This window comes from Cytobacillus sp. FSL H8-0458 (assembly GCF_038002165.1).
Lineage (GTDB): Bacteria > Bacillota > Bacilli > Bacillales > Cytobacillaceae > Cytobacillus.
In genome coordinates this window covers 1,923,850-1,942,354 of sequence record NZ_JBBOBR010000001.1, presented here as the reverse complement: position 1 = coordinate 1,942,354, position 18,505 = coordinate 1,923,850, and the positions used below count along the sequence as shown (strand labels likewise).

Below are 18,505 nucleotides of genomic sequence, written 5' to 3'. Positions count from 1 at the left end.
GTGTCGCCGCAATACGTAGAAAAAGACGCCTCTCTGGGGCGTCTTTTTTACTTTATTAAAGATGTAAGATATGAGCCTGCAGCAGCTGACCGGAGCCTGGCTGCTACATATGGCGGCCAGGCGTTTTTATGGGACTCCGACGGCATGCCCAGCCACAAAATGTTTCCGTCAATTAAGAGGAACGGGAACGGGAGGCATAATGGCGATATCTCATCAGGAGAAACAAAAGGGACCGAATGCTCTGCCAGCAGGATCAGCTTTGTTTTGGGAGGCCTGTTGGAAAGTGCCTGTCCCCACTCTTTCCCCAATCCCTGCCCATCAGGAAGGGAAATAATAATCTCCTTTTTCGCTTTAGAAATATCCTCAAACACTTTCTCTAATTTTCTTGCATGCATCCATTGAAGGTGCGGATGCTGATTTTTAATCCACCTGCCAATCTGATCAGGATGAATGGCCTGTCCATTGTGCGCTTGGTGATCTGCCAGCTTCCGCCATGTTTTGTTCTTAAATACTTTGTTTTGTATAAATTGCAAATCGCAAATATGAATGAATTTCCCCTTGGTTCTTGTAATAGCTACATTCAATAGCCTTTCGCTATCTTTCCCAATCAGCAGTATTCCGGCTCTGTCATGGGGCGCGGCATCGGCAGAGTCAAAAACCATGACATCCCGTTCACTTCCCTGAAAACGGTGAACTGTCGCAGCAATAATATCAGCGGAAGCTCTTTCTTCTTCATATATCTCGCAGAGAAGCTGTTCCATTAATAATGCCTGTGCGCGATAAGGAGTGACATACCCTATCGACCGGCTTCCTCCTGTGTAAGCTTCATGTATCAGCTGAAATCCAAGCAATAGATTCCAAAGATTGATTCTTGAATTTGAGCTGCCATCTTTTATTCCATAGTCACCTGATCCATTTGTATTGATCAGGATTGAGGCATTCCCGGGGAAAGGTGTGCAGGCTGCGATAGGAGCTCTGGCGGCCAATGCATCGGGGTGGTCACCTACAAGTGAATGATAAATATGTTTATTGGAAAAAGCGGATATGTCCGGGTGCATACGGCGCTGTTCTTTTAAAAGAAAAAGGTGCGGATGCAAGTGTCCATCCTTGACTGCATCAGACACGCCTGAGTGGTGAAAGATATCTTCCCTCAGCCATTTTTCCGAAAGCTTATGTTTTGAGGCAGCGATAGGTGGAAGCTGTTTAAAATCCCCGCAAATAATTACCCTTCTTCCAAGCGAAGCCGCAAAGGCAGCCTGTGGAACATAAGCCATGCTGGCTTCATCGATGATGACCAAATCAAAATTTTTCTCATAAATTGCCGGGTCACTTGCAGCTTTTGCGAGTGTTGTTCCTATAATCGAAGCGTTTTTTACAAACTCTATTTCCTTTTGCCTGATTTTTTCAAGCACTCCGGTCAGCTTCTTTTCTATTTCAATTAGCTGATCGGAATCTCTTTGGCTGAACGATCGTGTTAAATCCTGTTTAAGCAGGCGGCGGTCCTCCATTAGACCTGCTTTTTGCTCTGAGAGATTAGAATGCTGCTTATTTAAAAGAAATTCGGCTGTCAATGAATGATGACCGATTAATGCAGGACCGATTTGTGATCCGTAACGAAGCAGATCACCATCAGCAATTGTTCTTTTGCCTGATGCAAAGGCTGAAATCTCTGCCATAAGGACATCTATTGCTTGATTGGAGTGGGCCAGAATGAGAACATTTTGCCCTTTAAAATATTTATTGGCGGCCACACGTGCAAGTGTGTAGGTTTTTCCCGTGCCTGGCGGTCCCCAGACATATGTGACTGGATTATATTTAGAACGCAATATCAGTTCATGGGTACTGCTCTTTACTTTATCAGCAGGGTGCTTGGGAGACATGGAAGGATCCATCAATTTTTTTATTCTGGCCCTCTTTCTTTTGCTGTCTTTTATGTCCTCTAAGCGCTGAAAAAGCTGATCCAATAGTTCCCATGGGTCATGAAGCAAATAGGCCTCCGTTAAATCGCTGCCAATATCCTCTTTTAATGCCAAAATGACATTATTTCCTTCCGCAGAAAGGATTCTTCCTTCCACCCTCTTACTTCCCCAGTCTATTTTTATGGATGAACCAGTTGGTATTTTAATTGCTGAAGGTGTATCGAAAAAATACATATAGGCATCTGATTTTGAAAGCAGACGCCCATTAAGTATTAACCAGCGGGAGCTCCCGTATTTCTTTAAATGCAAAATCTCTGCCTGGATGGCTTTTTGCCAAGCCCTTAAAAGTCCAAGTGTTGATGTCATTTTTAACGTCCTTTGTTCACTAAAATATTCAATTAGACTAATATATCATTTACCTGCCAATATGCAAAACAAAAAATGATTGTTTAATTATATCTAAGGTTAATTCTCCCGAAGTATGAGATAATGAATAAATAACACCTAATCGAATTAACGAAAGAGGGATCAGTATGAAGCGCAGAAATAAATTTGATCAAAATGATGTTGTGATTCTGGTTGATACAGGAGAAAAAGTGACAATCAACAAAACATGCTATGTGGCGAAAATGAAGAAATACACATATACAATTAAAGAAAATCCGAAAATGTTTTATTTCGAAGAGGAAATGAAGGAAATACTTTAGAAATAGGCTATAGAATTGTAAAATTTCTCTCCACAAATGCCCAGTTTTGCGGAAAACGCAAGCTCAATTGCCAGTATGTCATCCCTAATAGATTATACTGGTCAATTAATTTATATTTTTCAGTTATGCTCCGGATATCTTCGAACCAGACCACATGTTCTTCTGCTCCATTCCAGTACCTGAACCATGGGGATGCTGCATACCCATCGTATTGAATTATTGCTCCTCTGCTTAATGCCAAATTTTGAATGGCTTGCATGGATAATGAGCGGGTTCGATTATCCGCTGTTCTCCAGTCATAGCCATATAAAGGCAAGGCGATTTGCAGTTTTTTCGGATCAATCTGGGTGGTTGAATATTTAATTACCTCTTCGACCCACCATAGTGGAGCGATGGGATTGGGAGGACCTGTGGGATAACCGTAATCCATGGTCATGACTGCAACAATATCTGCTCCCTCTCCAATGGCTTTATAATCATATGCCCCTATTATCCGGTTTGTTGGGATATCTTCAGTCTTAGCATGTACATTAACATGAAGAACTTTTGGCCCTAAGGCATTTTTTAATTCTTTAATGAATGAATTGAAATCTTGGCGCCTTTGCGGCGGGATAAATTCAAAATCCAGACTGATGCCTCCATACCCTTTTTGGGTGACAAAATTCATCAGGCTTAAGATTAAGTTCCTTCTATAAACTGGCCTTTCAAGTACCCCTCCAATTAATTCAGCATTAAAATCCCCTTCGGCAAGATTTCGGATCATCAGCAGCGGAATGACATTCAAACGTCTGCTTTCTGCCAGTATGGCTGTATCATCAAGCTCTATATAGGCATACCCTTCGTTTGTCAGCGAGTAAGAGGAAATGGCAATGTAGGTTAAATGCCTTGCTGTTTCCCTGAATGCGGGTAACAATGTTTCAGGAGAATACGGGACTATGAAACCCAGCGTCCTCATAACTAATTTGCGTGCTGATGGGATGTTTAATTTCTGACCGATAAACAGCCCTTCTGGCCTGATCCCCGGGTTTGCTGACAGAATGTTACTAATTGATGTCTGAAAACGCCGGGAAATGGTCCATAGTGTATCTCCCTGCTTTACTTGATAAGCCCTGATAAACGGTCCATTTTCCGGAATATACAGAGCTAAGCCAGGGATAATGCCAGGTCCATTTTCAAGGCCATTTGCCGTTATTATAGTCAGGATAGGAATATTAAACTTTTGAGAAATGCTCCAAAGACTATCGCCTGCCTTAACGATGTGAATTCCCATAAAGCACCACTTTTCCACTTGCTTTTAAGTTAGTTTATGGGTGTGGCAAGCCTGAATAGTACCAACTGAGAAATTAGGCATTATCAAAACGTTTTTTAAATCGGGTGAACGGGGGATTGTTTCGGTGCTGCTGATGGATGGACAGGGTGTTTTTGATGCTTTGCCAAGCGCGTCACTCACAAAAAAACAAGTGGCTTCAAGAATTCTTGACAGCCACTTTCTGATGCTTCTATAAATTACACATAATCTGCTTCATGCCCGCCCAGTGAATCCATGTGGCTGGCAATCATAGCAATGATCGTGCTCGCCTCTTCTTTACTGAAGATAAAGTGATCTTCATCTTTGATCATTTCCTCGTCATCTGTCCAAATGCGATTAACCCTGCGCAGAACGCCATCACCTGTTTCCTGGACCACTCCAAACTGATAGGAGACCTCCACTTCATCTTCCTTGAAAAAGGCGGTCACTTCAGGAGTTTCCCACTCTACATCTACTTCTTCAAAGATATCTCCTTCGCCGCCGAAGTCATATTCATCGGCGATAATGAAATCTTCGTCTTCTGGTGCATAAATTTTTTCATTATCTTCAAAGTCGAATTCATCATCATCCGTGCTATTCATGTAGTCATGAAGGCTTTCGTGGACGGTATCGATGATGTCTTCAATATCAAAAAGCATTGTTTTAGAGGTATGGCCAAGTTCGAAGTCAAAGTCTTCTACATAGAATTCTTCATTATGCGGATCAAAGAAAAGTGTGCAAAAGTACTCTCTGTCATTATCATCGGTTTCAATAAAAAATTCCATCCTGGGATGCTTGGCACCCCGGTCAACCGACATATGGCCAATCTGATCATATTTGCTGCAAATGGATTCAAGATGGTCCTGCAACTCACCGCTTACCCTGTCAAACCATTCTAGTGACATATTGCATCCCTTCCTCTCAAGGTTTTTCTCAAATCTATTGTTCCCACTTGCCTTATTTTCAAGTATGGGATTAATAGCCAATAGAATTGGCCGCGGGATGTCACCAAAAAAGGCATCCGATACGAGTCGGGTGCCTGAGACAAATATTAAACCTGCAGTCCGTAGTTCCGGCAAAGAGCTGCCAAACCACCTGAGAATCCGCTGCCAATGGCATTGAATTTCCAGTCGCTTCCATGCCGGTATAACTCACAGAAAACAACTGCTGTTTCAATTGAGAAATCTTCTCCAAGATCAAAGCGAAGCAGTTCCTGGTTATTGGATTCATCCACTAATCTTACGAATGCATTGGAAACCTGGCCGAAATTTTGCTGTCTTAATTCTGCATCATGAATCGTAACCGTTATGCCAATGCGATGGACGTGTGAAGGTATTTTAGTAAAATCAACAACAAGCTGCTCATCATCACCATCCCCTTCACCTGTACGGTTGTCTCCTGTGTGAATAACTGCCCCGCTTGGATGCTGAAGATTATTGTAGAAAATAAAATCATGATCATTTGCACATTTGCTGTTTTCATCAGCCAGAAATGCTGATGCGTCAAGGTCGAAATCATGTCCGCCGTTATATTTGTTTGTGTCCCAGCCCAGACCGATTATGGCTTTAGTCAGACCGGGATTCGTTTTAGTCAGATCAATTCTTTGACCTTTTGATAATTGAATACCCAAGATACTCACTCCTTCATAACACAATTCCGTTTTTTTTGACAGATCACCTGTATATTGGTTCTTCCTAAAGAGAAAGCCAGGAAAAGCTGCTGCTCTGCCTGGCTAAAATAGAACTTAACCTACCTGTAAACCGAAGTCGGTTGCAATGCGGGCAAGTCCGCCCTGGTAGCCTGAACCGACAGCAGAGAATTTCCATTCTCCATTATGACGGTATAATTCACCTACAACAATGGCAGTTTCAATAGAAAAATCTTCACCCAGATCATAACGGATTAATTCTTCATTTGTTTCTTCATTGACGATTCGTACAAATGCATTGGAAACCTGTCCAAAATTTTGGCCGCGTCCTTCGCCATCATGGATGGTAATAACGAAAGAAATTTTCTCAATGGAGGCAGGTACAGCGCTAAGATTAACTTTGACTTGCTCGTCATCGCCATCTCCCTCACCTGTTCTGTTATCTCCTGTATGTACGACTGAGCCATTGCCGCCTTCAAGCTGGTTGTAGAAAATAAAATCTATATCTGATGCACATTTGCCATTGGCATCCAATAAGAAAACACTGGCATCAAGGTCAAAATCCAATCCGCCATCATATTTATTTGTATCCCAGCCAAGTCCTACTATTACATTAGACAATCCGGGATTCGTTTTAGTTAAATCAATTTTTTGCCCTTTCGATAAAGAAATACCCACGTTCATCCATCCTTTCAGGTTTAAAATTTTTTTAACAGCATCGCTGAAATTCGAGTCTGTCAACTATGTACACCTTTAGTGTAAACGTTTCAATAGAAATCGTAAACCGATTTGCTATTTGAGCTTTGAAAAAAGTTCTATAATATCTCAACTGTTTAATGGATAATTCTGTTCCTTCCTTTTTTACCCGTTATTCTTTATAATGTCTTGTTGGGCAGCTGGGTACAAAAAGGATGATCGCGTATGGCTGAACTAAAGCAGCTGATTTTCTTTGATTTTGAAATGCTATGCAGCAAAAATGGCATGCTGTTTGAAGATATGGAGGCCATTCGTCTTGGTGCGGTAAAAGTGGATGTTGAATCAGGCAGGGTCACTGGATTTGACAGGTTCATCCGTCCGCAGCAGAACTCACCATTAAGTACTTTCTGCAAAGAATTGACTGGGATATCTGACTCTGATTTAGAGAAAGCCGATTACTTTCCTGAGGTGTTTAAGGATTTTCTCTTTTGGGTCGGCGGAGTTAAAAAAGCCAGATTCTTCTCCTGGTCGTCCAGTGATATCCTAAGACTGAAAGCTGATGCTTTGAGGCATAATCTTCCCCACGCTACTATTGAAAAAATCACTAAAAGATATGTTGATTTTCAGGCTGTTTTCACAAAAAGAGCTTCCCGTACGGCAGCTTCTGTTGAAAATGCTTTGTCCTTTTATGAACTTTCTTTTATCGGCGAACCTCATCATCCCATGTATGACGCTTATAATACACTGCGGATTTATCAGTCATTTGAAGAGCATTTGGTAAAGACCGATTTAATTATGGTACAGCAATTTATCTTTCAGGGAGCTGAACTCCCTCCTGTTGAAAGGCTCAGTCAGGAAATTAAGCATGTATTCCAAAAAGACCTGGTGGAATTCTACGCCAATTTGAATGATGCCTTTCGTATGAAAGATGCCTGGAAATTAATAAAAAAAACTAAAAAGCTTGTTGAGAAATATGAGAATATCCTGCTGAGCCGTTCAGACATTTTTGACGAAGAATTGATTACCGGTGTAGAAGAATTAATCAATTTTTATAAGGAACTTCAAACCGCTTACAGGGAACATTGTTCGTATACATCAAGAATTATGATTCTGCATGAGCAAATGGTTGAACCGCTGCAGAAAATATGTGTATAACACGGAGGTGACATAACAGTTGCCTCTTTTTTTATGTGGTTTTGCAATCGTTTAGCTTGGTATTCTGAAGATTTTCAGAGATAATAACTATACTAAAAACGGGGAGATGATACGTTTGGATAGAGTGCATATGGCAGAAGATCTGTCGTTTTCGAGAATCGTCCATGGACTTTGGAGACTGGCGGACTGGAAATTGTCAGATGAAGAGTTAATCACATTAATAGAACAGTGTTTTGAGCTGGGCATAACGACTTTTGATCACGCTGATATTTATGGAAGCTATACATGTGAAAGCCTGTTTGGAAGGGCGCTGGAGAAAAAACCGGAGCTCCGCGAAAAAATGGAAATTGTTACGAAATGCGGGATTGTCCTTGAGTCACCAAACCGGCCTGAGCATAAAACACATCATTACAATACCGGAAAAAAACATATTATTGCTTCTGTAGAGAAATCATTGCAAAATTTGAAAACAGATTACATAGATACCCTGCTCATTCATCGTCCTGATCCTTTTATGGATCCAGAAGAAGTTGCTGATGCATTTTCAGCATTAAAGACCTCGGGCAAGGTTAGGCATTTTGGGGTTTCGAATTTTAAAAGCCATCAGTTCACGATGCTTCAGTCCTTCCTTGAAATGGACCTGATTACCAATCAAATTGAGCTGTCTGCCTTTCATCTGGAGAATTTCGAGGATGGCACACTAAATCTGTGCATGGAAAAAAGAATTGCCCCGATGGCCTGGTCCCCCTTGGCCGGCGGAAAAGTCTTCAGCAGTACCGAAGAAAAACCGGTGCGTCTTAGAACAGCATTGCTTAAAGTCGCAGAAGAAATTGGGGCGAATGATATTGATGAGGTTTTATTCGCATGGCTCTTAAACCATCCTGCCCGAATCATGCCAATTACCGGCTCTGGCAGGATCGAAAGAATTGAACGTGCTGTCCGTGCATTATCTTATAAACTTAACCGGGACCATTGGTTTGAGATTTATCAAACTTCACTGGGGCATGATGTCCCTTAATAAAGAAAACAGCCCCATTTCATAAAATGGGCTGTTTTTTTTACATATTATTGGAAAACACTTTTAAAAGCAGGAGGAGATAATTCCACCTCTTCAAATACTTTAGTCATGGAATTGATATATTCCTCTTTAAATGGCTCTGCTTCCGCCATATCTTCAGATCCTGCTTTTACAAGCTCGGCTTTTTTAGCATAGTATTGGGATAAGCTATCAACTGCAGCTTCAATATCCTTAGTATAGTCTTTTAATTCCTCCGGTACAGACACGGCTTTCGCATCCTTTTCGAATGCTGCAGCTGCTTCAGCCGGATCTTGACCTTCAGCAGTTAAGCTGGCATCTGTGTTACGGATAACTTTTGTCACTTCTCCCTGATAGTTCAGCAGAGCCGAACGCACTTCTTTGGATTCATCAGCAGACTCTGCCGTTTCAGCTGCCGTCTCTTCCTTTTCTTCCCCTTTAGAAGCTTCTTCGTTTGAGCATGCTCCCAGCATTAGTGTCAGTGCAGCTGCTGAAAGCAAGAAAGATAATTTCTTCATGCTTTTGTCCTCTCCTTCTTTTTGTTCAGAGGTAGTTTTGGTTGACTCCCTATGTAGTCAGATTGATGACATCCTTGCCAATTAACTGACAATTAATAATTTACCTATTTTTTGAATTTTTTGCAACACTTTTTATTACGATTTGCGAAATTTTAATAAATAGAGCAAGTAAGCTACGCTTAACAGAAAAATGTTTAGGCTTTTATCGCAGTCTTACTGCCCGTAAAGGCCCGATTGGTTCAACAAACAATCAGTGGGGGATAAAGAGCTCCCCACTGATTGAAGTTTCACTTTATAGGACAGTGCCCATTCCTCACAAAAAGATCATGCATAGGCTATAAAAAAGGTGAAAACTGAGGAGTGTTCCTATGGCACAAAAATCAAATGAGGATGTTAATCCTAAGCTTTATTTAAGCCAATCAGACACTGTTTCCAATCAGGGTACTTACCGTCTCAACTACCTCCAGGAAGTAATAAAAGAGCAGCAGACAGTTAATACCCGCTTGTCAGAAACTTATGAAGAGATGAAGGCTCAGCTTGAGGATTCGTTCATTGATATGAGGAAGCTTGTAAAAAGTGCTGCCGGCCAACAAAGTAATCATATTGGGCATTTGACAGCTAAGATTGAAAAGCAGGATGCTTTTTTGACGGGTTTTCTGGATATGATGCATGAGCGCGAAAAGGAGAATGATTTATTGGATAAAAGGCTGGCTGCCTTGGAGGGAATAAATAGGGATATTCTGGAAAATATTAAAAATGAAGAACCGGTAAACCAGAAGATACTTGAACAAGTTTCCTGTCAGGAAGCGGCAACACAGGCACTTTCCCGTAAATTTGATAAATTCGAGGCATTTTCTGAAGAGGCCGCATCAAATTTTAAAGCACAGGAAGAAATGAAAGCAGAATTAAGCAAAAAGCTTGATGTACAGGAAGTATTCCACAATACAGTAATGGAGCGGTTAGACCAGCAGTTCGCATCATTTTCGGAAGAAGCTGAGAAAAAGTTTAAGACGCAGGAGCAAATGAAAGAAGAATTAAACAAAAAGCTTCGTGAACAGGAACAGGCCAGCAAGTCGATATTGGAACGCTTACACCGACAGGAGGCAATCACCGAAAAAATCAGCAGGCAACTAGATCATTTAAAGTCTATTGTTTACGAGCGTGCCTCCCACCTTACTGAACGCTTTGAAAAAAGCATAAAACAGCTGGCAAAACCAGTTCACAGTTTTTTTGTCAGTCAGGAGGAAAAAGCAAGGGATGGTAGGAATAAAGAGTAAAAGAAAGAAGGCACCTGGAATAGTGCCTTCTTTTCTCGACTGTCTAGCTACAGGCGTCAATAAGCCTGTAGCTTTTCTAGTATTAATCCAGTATCGTAACTTTAACTGTTTTTCTGCCAAAATTGATGGCATCTTCCTGAGATGGCATAAAGATATCAATCTTGTTGCCTTTAATGGCTCCGCCAGTGTCTCCTGCGACAGCATCTCCATACCCTTCAACATGGACTTTAGTTCCCAGCGGTATCACATTCGGATCTACTGAGATTACTTTTTGATCGGGATTTTCTTTTAAATTGATTCCTGTTGCAGTAATTCCTGAGCAGCCTTCACAATTAGCCGTGTAGGCTGTTGCTTCCATATTCAGCACTTTTTGAGATGCTTCATCATTTGCAGTTTCAGCCGGTTTTTCTGCAGCAGGCTCGGCAGATGGTTTGGATTCCGCTGCAGGCTTGGCAGGCTCAGCTGCAGGCTTTGATTCCGCAGCAGGCTGTGCTGGTTCCGGATTTGACTCTGCCTCTGGCTTTGCTTCTGGAGCCGGCTGTGATTCTTCAGCTTGCTGTGTTTGTTTTACTGCAGGCTGTTCAGACTTTTGCTCTGAAGCTGCTGCTGTTTCTGCAGGTTGTTCGGACTTTGCCGGAGCAGCCTGAACTGGAGCAGCTGCAGCATTAACAGCTTTGGCATCCGGATAAAGAATTAATTCATCGTCCGGACGAATTAATTCAGAGCTCAAACTGTTCCATTCTTTGATTGCCTCAGCTGTGACATTATGCTCTCTTGCTATATCCCATAAAGTATCGCCTTTTGATACTATGTATTTCTTTTCCGGGTATACATTAAGTACATCATCCGGATGGATGAGATGAGATGACAGCCCGTTCCATTCTTTAATCATGTCAACCGGTGTATTATATGACTGGGAAAAATCCCACAATGTATCGCCTTTTTTTACTGTCACTTCTTCTGCTTGTACATTCGCACCTGCTGTTCCGGTAATGGCGGCAGCTGCTACAAAAGTTAAAATTGATTTTTTCATATGTTAAAACCTCCCGTATAGCTCGTTTTTAGCTAACGGGGATAATAATAACATGGAATCTTTACTAAAAAAGAACAAACAGATAATAATCCCGTTACGGATATAACAGCCTCATAACAAACATATTTCAAAGTCAGAGGCCGTTTTAAACCGAAAGTGGTGCTTTTCCTGTTATCATGGGATTCTATCCAATGTTATTATAATTTATCCATTTATTGGTAGCTGCTATTTTTAAACAGGTCAGGAATTTATTTCTAATGAAAAAGCCAATCCGTTTAGGATTGACTAGGCAGATTTCGCAGGCAAAACAATATTGAATGTCGTACCTTTATTTAATTCACTCTCGATAAATACTTTTCCATTATGGCTTTCAATAATTTTAAAGCTGACCATCAAGCCTAACCCATTCCCATTTTTCTTGGTTGTAAAAAATGGTTCTCCGATATTTTTCAGTTTTTCCTGAGGTATTCCGACACCTGTATCCTGTATCGCTATCTGGACCTGGTTATTTATTATAGCTGCTCTGACTGTAATATCTCCTCCATCGGGCATCGCTTCAATTCCATTTTTGATAAAATTAAGGAATACCTGTTTAAGGCGGTTTTCGTCACATTCAATCTGGATGATATCCCGTTCATATTCAAAACGAATTTTCACGTCCCTTTTCCGGGCTTCGAATTCCAAAAACGATATAACATTCTTTATGATAGGTATGATATCTCTTTCTTCCAGTTCAGCGGCTTTCGGCTTAGCGAGAACCATAAAATCTTCTACTATATTATTTACCCGGTCAATTTCATCTAAAATGATGCTCAAGTATTCCTGTCTCTCTTCATTCGTTTCATCCAGCTGCAGGAACTCTGTATATCCTTTCATTGTTGTCAGCGGATTGCGGATTTCATGGGCAACCCCAGCAGCAAGCTGGCCGACTGCTGCAAGTTTATCCTGACGATGCAGCACTTCTTCAGTTTTTTTCCTCTCGGTAATATCGTTTCTTATGGCTAAATATTGATAAGGTTTTCCGTTCGCATTCATGAACGGCACAATTGTTGTATGAACCCAGTAATAAGACCCATCCTTTGCTTTATTTCGTATTTCTCCTTTCCATACTTCCCCAGAACCAATGGTTTTCCATAAGTTCTTAAAAAAATCTTTTGAATGCAGATTTGAATTTAATAACGAATGATTTTGTCCTATCAGCTCTTCCCTGCTGTACTGGGAAATTTCACAAAACCTCTCATTTACATTGGTTATAATCCCTTTTTCATCAGTGAACGCAATAATAGAAGACTGATCAAGAGCAAATTTATAATCGTTAACCTCTTTCAAGGAATTTTTGAGATTGGCTTCAGCAGTTTTCAAGGCAGAAATATCTGTCCGGATGGAAACATACTGATACGGTTTATTCTTTTTGTTGAGGAAGGGTACAATTGTTGTCTCGACCCAATAGAAGCTTCCGTCCTTTGCTTTATTGCGGATTTCACCCTTCCATATTTCCCCTGACCCAATCTTTTTCCATAATTGGTGGAAAAACTCCGGCGGATGATATCCTGAATTTAAAATATTATGATCCTTGCCCAGCAGTTCAAATTCTTCATATTTGGATATCTCAACAAACTTGTCATTCACATATGTGATAATCCCCTTTGGATCAGTAATAGCAACAATAGATGATTCATCAAGTGCAGCCTGAATATCGTGTAAGTGAGTGTCGCTTGCTTCCAGCCGCTTGCTCATTAGGGTACTTGAAGCAATGAGGCCGCTAAGGATTAGAAACGCTGCAAATAAGACCAGGAAAATCAGAAAAGTCCCGGGCGAGTCTCCCCCCCTGCTAATCTCCCCATTTGAATAGAATGAGGACGATCGGATAAGCAGAAAATACCCCTCTACAACGGCTCCGGAAATAATGAGTGCGCTTAAAGGCTTTATCCATATATGTCTTGAAAGACTTTTTGAATAAAAGAGCATCCAAAGTGAAAATAAAAAAGAAGCAAAAATAATCAGGGTGGAAATGAGAAAGACAATGGAGCCAAATTGGACATTCATCCCGATGGCAAACATTCCTGTTACATGGATGGACAGGACTGCCATCGTTAAAAAGAAGCTGCCCGCAAGAAGATTGCCTGTCTTCAGCTGTCGTCCGATTACTGCATTAAATGCCATTCCGGTAAAGGAGATGCCAAAAATCATGGACAATAAAGTAAGCGGAATATTGTAGCTTCCGGAAGCATTTATGTTGATCGCGACCATGCCAATGAAATTCATGATCCATATGCCGATTCCAAGTGAAAAAGTTCCGCTTAAGAACAAGAACCTCTTATTTCTTTCAGATGATTTTATTAAGGTAAATAGATCTAATGCTGTATAGGAAGCCATAATGGTCAGTATAACGGCCGCAAATATTAATATCGGATTAAAAGATACAATTATCTCTGTCATCGCAGGCTTTAAGCCCCCTCATTTTTACTTTATTCAATATGATTGTAATGGAATCATTACTGCCTTGGAAGAGGCTGGGCGAAATAAAGTCTGAAGCACATTAAAACTGACAAGCTTAATCAGCTGATTTTAACCCTCTTATATGCCTGATAAAATTATAAATTAAATTTTTTAAAAATTTCATCAAAACACTTCACAATAAATTATAATTAGTATATACTGTACTACAACAGAAGGGAACAAAATAAACTGTATTATAAAAAGGAGGAAATAGTGATGATTAAAAGTCCGGTTGAATTCTTTAGAACGCTTCCCAAAAAGGTATGTCCTGAGTGTGGCCAAACAGTAAAGGAACAGGCTGAATCATACTTAATGGAATGTGATCGCTGTCTGTCAAAGAAAATGGAATAGCATAATCAGCGGAAGGCTTCCTGGTCCTTCCGCATTTTATTTTCTACTAGAGCGTATTTCTGCTGTTACATAACAATTGGATTCGAAATGTTTGAAAAGTCTATAAATTCAATGGTTCTTCCTGTATAATTGTTTCCATAATCTCTTTATTTAGAGAATCGAAATAGGAGGGATCATGACATGGTTCAAACAGCAATAACCCGATTAAAGCGTTATGAGGTACCTAAAGAGCGTACATGGAAAGTGGAGGATTTATTTGCGTTGAAGGAAGATTGGCAGCAAGAGATGAGAAATATTGAAGAGGATCTTGCCGTTTTTGAGCAATTCAAAGGAAAACTCCATGAAGGTCCCCAGGTGTTACTTGGCTGCCTTTCGGCTCAGGAAAAGCTTTCTATCCGTCTTGTCCAGGCCGGCACATATGCAAGCTTGCGCCAGTCTGAAGATGGCACAGATTCGGACAATCAGGCAAACTCATCACTAATGGCCTCTTTAAGGGCAAAAGCAGCATCCGCTCTATCGTTTATTGATTCTGAGTTATTGTCGCTGCCTGATGGTTTAATTGAAAAATACATAAACGAAGAAAGCGGCCTCGAACCGTTCAGAAACGGGCTGACAGAACTGCTGGAAACTAAGAGACACAGACTTTCTCCGGATACGGAGGAAGCGCTTGCTGCATTGGGAGAAGTATTTGGTGCTCCCTATAATATCTACCAGGCTGGAAAACTTGCTGACATGCCATTTGCCTCGTTCAATGACAGTAAAGGAATCGAATTGCCAAACTCTTTTGCTCTTTATGAGGATCGCTATGAGTTTTCGCCGGATACCACCATCAGACGGAATGCCTATGCCTCGTTTACAGATTCATTGGAAAACTACAAAAATACATTTGCTTCTGCTTATTCTGCCGAGGTGAAAAAGCAGGTTGCGTTTTCGAAGCTGAGAAAATACAGCTCAGTCACACAAATGCTTCTTGATTCCCAGCATGTAACAGAGGAAATGTACAACAATCAGCTGGACATTATCCAAAAAGAACTTGCTCCCCATATGCGCAGATATGCTCAGTTGAAGAAAAAAGTCCTGGGATTGGATAAAATGCTTTTTTGTGACCTGAAGGCCCCTCTTGATCCGGAGTTCAATCCGGAAACAACATTTGAAAAAGCATCCGAAGTCATTTTGGAGGCTCTTGAGGTAATGGGCCCGGAATATACGGAAATTGTGCAGAAAGGACTGACTGAACGCTGGGTGGATTTAGCTGATAACGTCGGTAAATCCACAGGCGCATTTTGTGCTAGTCCTTACGGGTCCCATCCATTCATCCTGATTACATGGACAGACACCATGCGGGGTGCTTTTGTTCTCGCTCATGAGCTTGGGCATGCAGGTCATTTCTATTTGGCCAATAAATATCAGCGTATAATGAATACCCGCCCTTCAACCTATTTCGTAGAAGCACCCTCAACACTTAACGAATTGCTGCTTGGCCAGCATTTAATGGCTGGTACTGAAGATAAGAGAATGAAGCGCTGGGTAATTCTTCAGCTGCTTGGAACCTACTATCACAACTTTGTTACACATCTTCTCGAAGGAGAATACCAGCGAAGAGTATACACACTTGCTGAGCGAGGGGTTCCGTTAACGGCAAAAACACTTTCAGATCAAAAAGGTGAAACACTTGCTGAATTCTGGGGTGATTCCGTTGAACTGGATGAAAAGGCAGCCTTAACGTGGATGAGACAGCCTCACTATTATATGGGACTTTACCCATATACCTATTCAGCCGGCTTGACTGCTTCCACTGCTATGGCACAAAGCATTCAGGAAGAAGGCCAGCCTGCTGTCGATCGCTGGCTTGATGTCCTAAAAGCCGGAGGAACGAAAAAACCGCTGGAATTGCTTAAGAGTGCCGGCATTGACATGTCCAAGCCAGACGCTATCCGCAAAGCAGTAAGCTATGTTGGAACATTGGTGGACGAATTGGAAAACAGCTATGTTTAACAAGAACCCCCTCCGATTTAAGGAGGGGGATTCTTGTTTGGCCTATGGTTGTTTTAAAGTGTTCTTACAGGCATATTAAGCGGCTTTAAGCTATTCGTTTTCTCTATAAAAACAAAGCTGTCATACCTTAGAGAAATTTTAGTGGGAACATAATTACCATACTGTTCATATTCAGGATTATATACAACTCCAATGGCCCTGTGTCCGATAGTATCTGTGAATAGATCTCTGTTTTTATCGGTGAATAGCAATACCTTATCTCCGGGGCCAGCCTTTTGAAGGGCTTCCTCCCAGCTTCCTGCCTGTGCAGGCGGCACCTCCATAACCTGCATTTCACTGCCCCATTGTTCGGCGGCTATAACGGTACCTGAGTAAGTGCCAAAGCCTATTGCGAAAACCTGATCTTCTCCATATTTTTCGCGGAGGATTTGCCCAACATTTATAAGCCCCTCTTCTTTCATATCGGTTGCTCTTGCATCTCCAATATGTGTGTTGTGTTCCCAAACGATAACCTTTGCAACTTTTCCGTAAAATTCCGATACTTGCTCCAGTGCACTTACCATGTGATGGTCCCTTATATTCCAATCATCAGGACCGCCTTTTACCATCGCCCGATAATAGTTTTCTGCATTCAGGGCAACAAGGCTGTTTATCAAAAGGTTCAGTGATTCCTCTTCAAAGTTACTGGTTTGCTCCCACTTGTTTTTTATTTTCAGCAAGAGTTCGGCAACCTCCTTTTCGCAGGCGTCTCCATAAAATTCAGCAGCCACTCCATAATTCTCCGGCTTCCGGTGAAATGGCTCAAAGCAAGAGAATGCTTTTTTAGCAGCTTCCAGCTCAGCTGCTCCCTTTGACTCCAGAAGTTTTATTATCTCATCCATAGACTCCCATAAGCTATATATGTCGATGCCATAGAAACCCGCCATTTGGCTTTGCTCTTCAATGTGCTGATTATAATCATGAATCCAGGTAATCAGCTGTTTTACTTCCTCATTCGCCCACATCCATGTTGGCCACCGGTTAAAATCTTTCAGTGCTTCGAAGGGGTTCATAGGCGCATACCCTTTAACATACCTGTTAACTGTAAAGCAGGAAGGCCAGTCCCCTTCCACAGCGATACAATTGAACCCTTTCTGTTCAATCAGCTCTTTGGATATTTCCGCTCTTATTGAATAAAATTCTGATGTTCCATGTGAAGCTTCTCCCAATAAAACAAATTTCGCTTTCCCGGCAGCTTCAATAATGCGGTCAAACCAAGATGGATCGCTGAGAGAGCCTGCTTCCGATTGAATAGCTGAAATCAGCCTTTTAGTTGCATTCATTTTATCACCTCAATTTAGCCTTATAGCTAACTTGCCCATTTGAATTAGGATTATATGGCTGAATATTAGATCACTGCGGAGAGAAAACTTTAAAGAAAGCTGCTCGAATATATAACAAAGGGGTTAGTGAATCATGAAAGAAATGGATGAAAAATACCTGACATCTGCACCGAAAGAAAAGATGGTTACCATTGAAAATGACGGCAAATTTCCAAATCTGAAAAATGCGGTCGGGGATTCTGTTGATAGACATGAACAGCTTGAAACAGCAAATGCTCTTCTGGGCGCAAAAGAAATCGGCCAGCAAAATGAAAATCTTTAATGAATTGGGGGTGGGAATAACATGGAAACAATAGATCCTAAAACAGTAAAAACAGGAGATGAGGTATATGTCATTTACCATAATCCTCACACTCCTAGTGTAGCAAACGTAAGGCCTGCTGAAATTGTTCCGCATCCTAAAGACCCTAATGCAGTAGCCCTCTTTCTTAATGAGTCATTCCATTTAATAGAAGAAGACGATGCCTTGTTCTCTTCTGAAAAGGATGCAGAAGAGGCTTTTCAGGAATTATATGGAGAGTACTGACACAAATAAAGAAAGACTGTAAAGAATCAGTCTTTCTTTATTTGCTGATTATAAAATTTGCGGTAATTCCCTCATTTCGGCTGTTGTTTCATCACCGCATAATGGACATTTTAAATCTGAAGAGGCAAAATCTTTTCTCATCCAGCCATTGCAGCTAATACAGGAATACACCTCTGTGTCGAGCATTACAACCTCTGGCTTATCATCTTGGCCTTTTTTATTGAAAAAAATTGGAAACGCCCCCTTTTTTTCTTAGTATGGACAAGATACGGGAAAATTATTGAAAATGTTAAAAACAAATTTGAAGAGGAGGTTATTTAATGGTCCGCCAACAGAAGAAAAAAAACCTTACGATCGCAGGAACTGATATTGATGACGTAAAAAGGCTGAATAGCCAGTCCGGATTATCCTATAACGAAGTAAAAAGAATACTGGCAGAAAATTACTTAAAGAAATGAAATAATTAAATGGGTAA

At 41.1% G+C, this 18,505-nt stretch carries 19 protein-coding genes; 9 read left to right on the top strand and 10 right to left on the bottom strand.

All coding sequences use genetic code 11. The features are described 5' to 3' along the window. Positions 1–47: 47 nt before the first annotated feature. The gene (locus tag NYE23_RS09440; RefSeq protein WP_341077360.1) at positions 48–2,285 is read right to left on the bottom strand and encodes a DEAD/DEAH box helicase; all 2,238 of its coding nucleotides are present in this window, start codon (positions 2,283–2,285) and stop codon (positions 48–50) included. Positions 2,286–2,452: 167 nt separating this feature from the next. Here NYE23_RS09440 and NYE23_RS09435 point away from each other — a divergent pair, with 167 nt between their 5' ends. Beyond that, the gene (locus NYE23_RS09435; RefSeq protein ID WP_169799772.1) at positions 2,453–2,626 is read left to right on the top strand and encodes a hypothetical protein; all 174 of its coding nucleotides are present in this window, start codon (positions 2,453–2,455) and stop codon (positions 2,624–2,626) included. 7 nt (positions 2,627–2,633) lie between these two features. Here the strand turns inward: NYE23_RS09435 and NYE23_RS09430 are convergent, their stop codons facing one another. The 4 genes from NYE23_RS09430 to NYE23_RS09415 form a co-directional block, all read right to left on the bottom strand. Next, a complete protein-coding gene (locus NYE23_RS09430; protein ID WP_341077359.1) occupies positions 2,634–3,896 on the bottom strand; it encodes a glycoside hydrolase family 18 protein in 1,263 nt (420 codons plus the stop codon). Positions 3,897–4,132: 236 nt separating this feature from the next. Beyond that, positions 4,133–4,819, bottom strand: a complete 687-nt coding sequence (locus NYE23_RS09425; protein ID WP_341077358.1) for a hypothetical protein — start codon at positions 4,817–4,819, stop codon at positions 4,133–4,135. A gap of 146 nt (positions 4,820–4,965) precedes the next feature. Further along, positions 4,966–5,544 carry a TerD family protein gene (locus NYE23_RS09420; RefSeq protein WP_341077357.1) on the bottom strand — a complete coding sequence of 193 codons (579 nt, stop codon included), beginning with the start codon at positions 5,542–5,544 and terminating at the stop codon, positions 4,966–4,968. 114 nt (positions 5,545–5,658) lie between these two features. Then, positions 5,659–6,240 carry a TerD family protein gene (locus NYE23_RS09415; RefSeq protein WP_341080674.1) on the bottom strand — a complete coding sequence of 194 codons (582 nt, stop codon included), beginning with the start codon at positions 6,238–6,240 and terminating at the stop codon, positions 5,659–5,661. Between the two features lie 243 nt (positions 6,241–6,483). Here NYE23_RS09415 and NYE23_RS09410 point away from each other — a divergent pair, with 243 nt between their 5' ends. Beyond that, positions 6,484–7,413, top strand: coding sequence for a 3'-5' exonuclease (locus NYE23_RS09410; RefSeq protein WP_341077354.1), 930 nt, complete (start codon positions 6,484–6,486; stop codon positions 7,411–7,413). A 115-nt stretch (positions 7,414–7,528) separates the two neighbouring features. After that, positions 7,529–8,431 (top strand): aldo/keto reductase, encoded by a 903-nt coding sequence (locus tag NYE23_RS09405; protein ID WP_341077353.1) that lies wholly within the window; start codon positions 7,529–7,531, stop codon positions 8,429–8,431. A 47-nt stretch (positions 8,432–8,478) separates the two neighbouring features. On the opposite strand, the gene NYE23_RS09400 is transcribed toward NYE23_RS09405, so the two are convergent. Next, on the bottom strand, positions 8,479–8,967 hold the full coding sequence (locus tag NYE23_RS09400; protein WP_341077351.1) for a hypothetical protein: 489 nt from the start codon (positions 8,965–8,967) through the stop codon (positions 8,479–8,481). Between the two features lie 368 nt (positions 8,968–9,335). On the opposite strand from NYE23_RS09400, the gene NYE23_RS09395 reads away from it, so the two are divergent. After that, positions 9,336–10,244: a hypothetical protein gene (locus NYE23_RS09395; protein ID WP_341077350.1), complete on the top strand. Its 909-nt coding sequence runs from the start codon at positions 9,336–9,338 to the stop codon at positions 10,242–10,244. A gap of 82 nt (positions 10,245–10,326) precedes the next feature. Here the strand turns inward: NYE23_RS09395 and NYE23_RS09390 are convergent, their stop codons facing one another. Next, the gene (locus tag NYE23_RS09390; protein WP_341077348.1) at positions 10,327–11,277 is read right to left on the bottom strand and encodes a LysM peptidoglycan-binding domain-containing protein; all 951 of its coding nucleotides are present in this window, start codon (positions 11,275–11,277) and stop codon (positions 10,327–10,329) included. A gap of 285 nt (positions 11,278–11,562) precedes the next feature. Further along, on the bottom strand, positions 11,563–13,716 hold the full coding sequence (locus NYE23_RS09385; RefSeq protein ID WP_341077346.1) for a PAS domain S-box protein: 2,154 nt from the start codon (positions 13,714–13,716) through the stop codon (positions 11,563–11,565). Positions 13,717–13,992: 276 nt separating this feature from the next. Here NYE23_RS09385 and yhfH point away from each other — a divergent pair, with 276 nt between their 5' ends. Then, positions 13,993–14,127 carry a protein YhfH gene (gene yhfH, locus NYE23_RS09380; RefSeq protein ID WP_009334590.1) on the top strand — a complete coding sequence of 45 codons (135 nt, stop codon included), beginning with the start codon at positions 13,993–13,995 and terminating at the stop codon, positions 14,125–14,127. Between the two features lie 180 nt (positions 14,128–14,307). Further along, positions 14,308–16,122 (top strand): oligoendopeptidase F, encoded by a 1,815-nt coding sequence (pepF, locus tag NYE23_RS09375; RefSeq protein WP_341077345.1) that lies wholly within the window; start codon positions 14,308–14,310, stop codon positions 16,120–16,122. Positions 16,123–16,175: 53 nt separating this feature from the next. On the opposite strand, the gene NYE23_RS09370 is transcribed toward pepF, so the two are convergent. After that, complete coding sequence (locus NYE23_RS09370) at positions 16,176–17,444, bottom strand: erythromycin esterase family protein (protein ID WP_341077343.1); 1,269 nt, start codon at positions 17,442–17,444, stop codon at positions 16,176–16,178. Positions 17,445–17,577: 133 nt separating this feature from the next. Between NYE23_RS09370 and NYE23_RS09365 the strand changes: the two genes are divergently transcribed. Both NYE23_RS09365 and NYE23_RS09360 read left to right on the top strand, forming a co-directional pair. After that, positions 17,578–17,766 carry a hypothetical protein gene (locus NYE23_RS09365; protein WP_341077342.1) on the top strand — a complete coding sequence of 63 codons (189 nt, stop codon included), beginning with the start codon at positions 17,578–17,580 and terminating at the stop codon, positions 17,764–17,766. Between the two features lie 21 nt (positions 17,767–17,787). Next, positions 17,788–18,030: a transcriptional regulator SplA domain-containing protein gene (locus NYE23_RS09360; RefSeq protein WP_341077341.1), complete on the top strand. Its 243-nt coding sequence runs from the start codon at positions 17,788–17,790 to the stop codon at positions 18,028–18,030. A 48-nt stretch (positions 18,031–18,078) separates the two neighbouring features. Here the strand turns inward: NYE23_RS09360 and NYE23_RS09355 are convergent, their stop codons facing one another. Further along, a complete protein-coding gene (locus NYE23_RS09355; RefSeq protein WP_341080673.1) occupies positions 18,079–18,261 on the bottom strand; it encodes a cold-inducible protein YdjO-related protein in 183 nt (60 codons plus the stop codon). An 89-nt stretch (positions 18,262–18,350) separates the two neighbouring features. Between NYE23_RS09355 and NYE23_RS09350 the strand changes: the two genes are divergently transcribed. After that, on the top strand, positions 18,351–18,488 hold the full coding sequence (locus tag NYE23_RS09350; RefSeq protein WP_341077340.1) for a hypothetical protein: 138 nt from the start codon (positions 18,351–18,353) through the stop codon (positions 18,486–18,488). Positions 18,489–18,505: the final 17 nt, after the last annotated feature.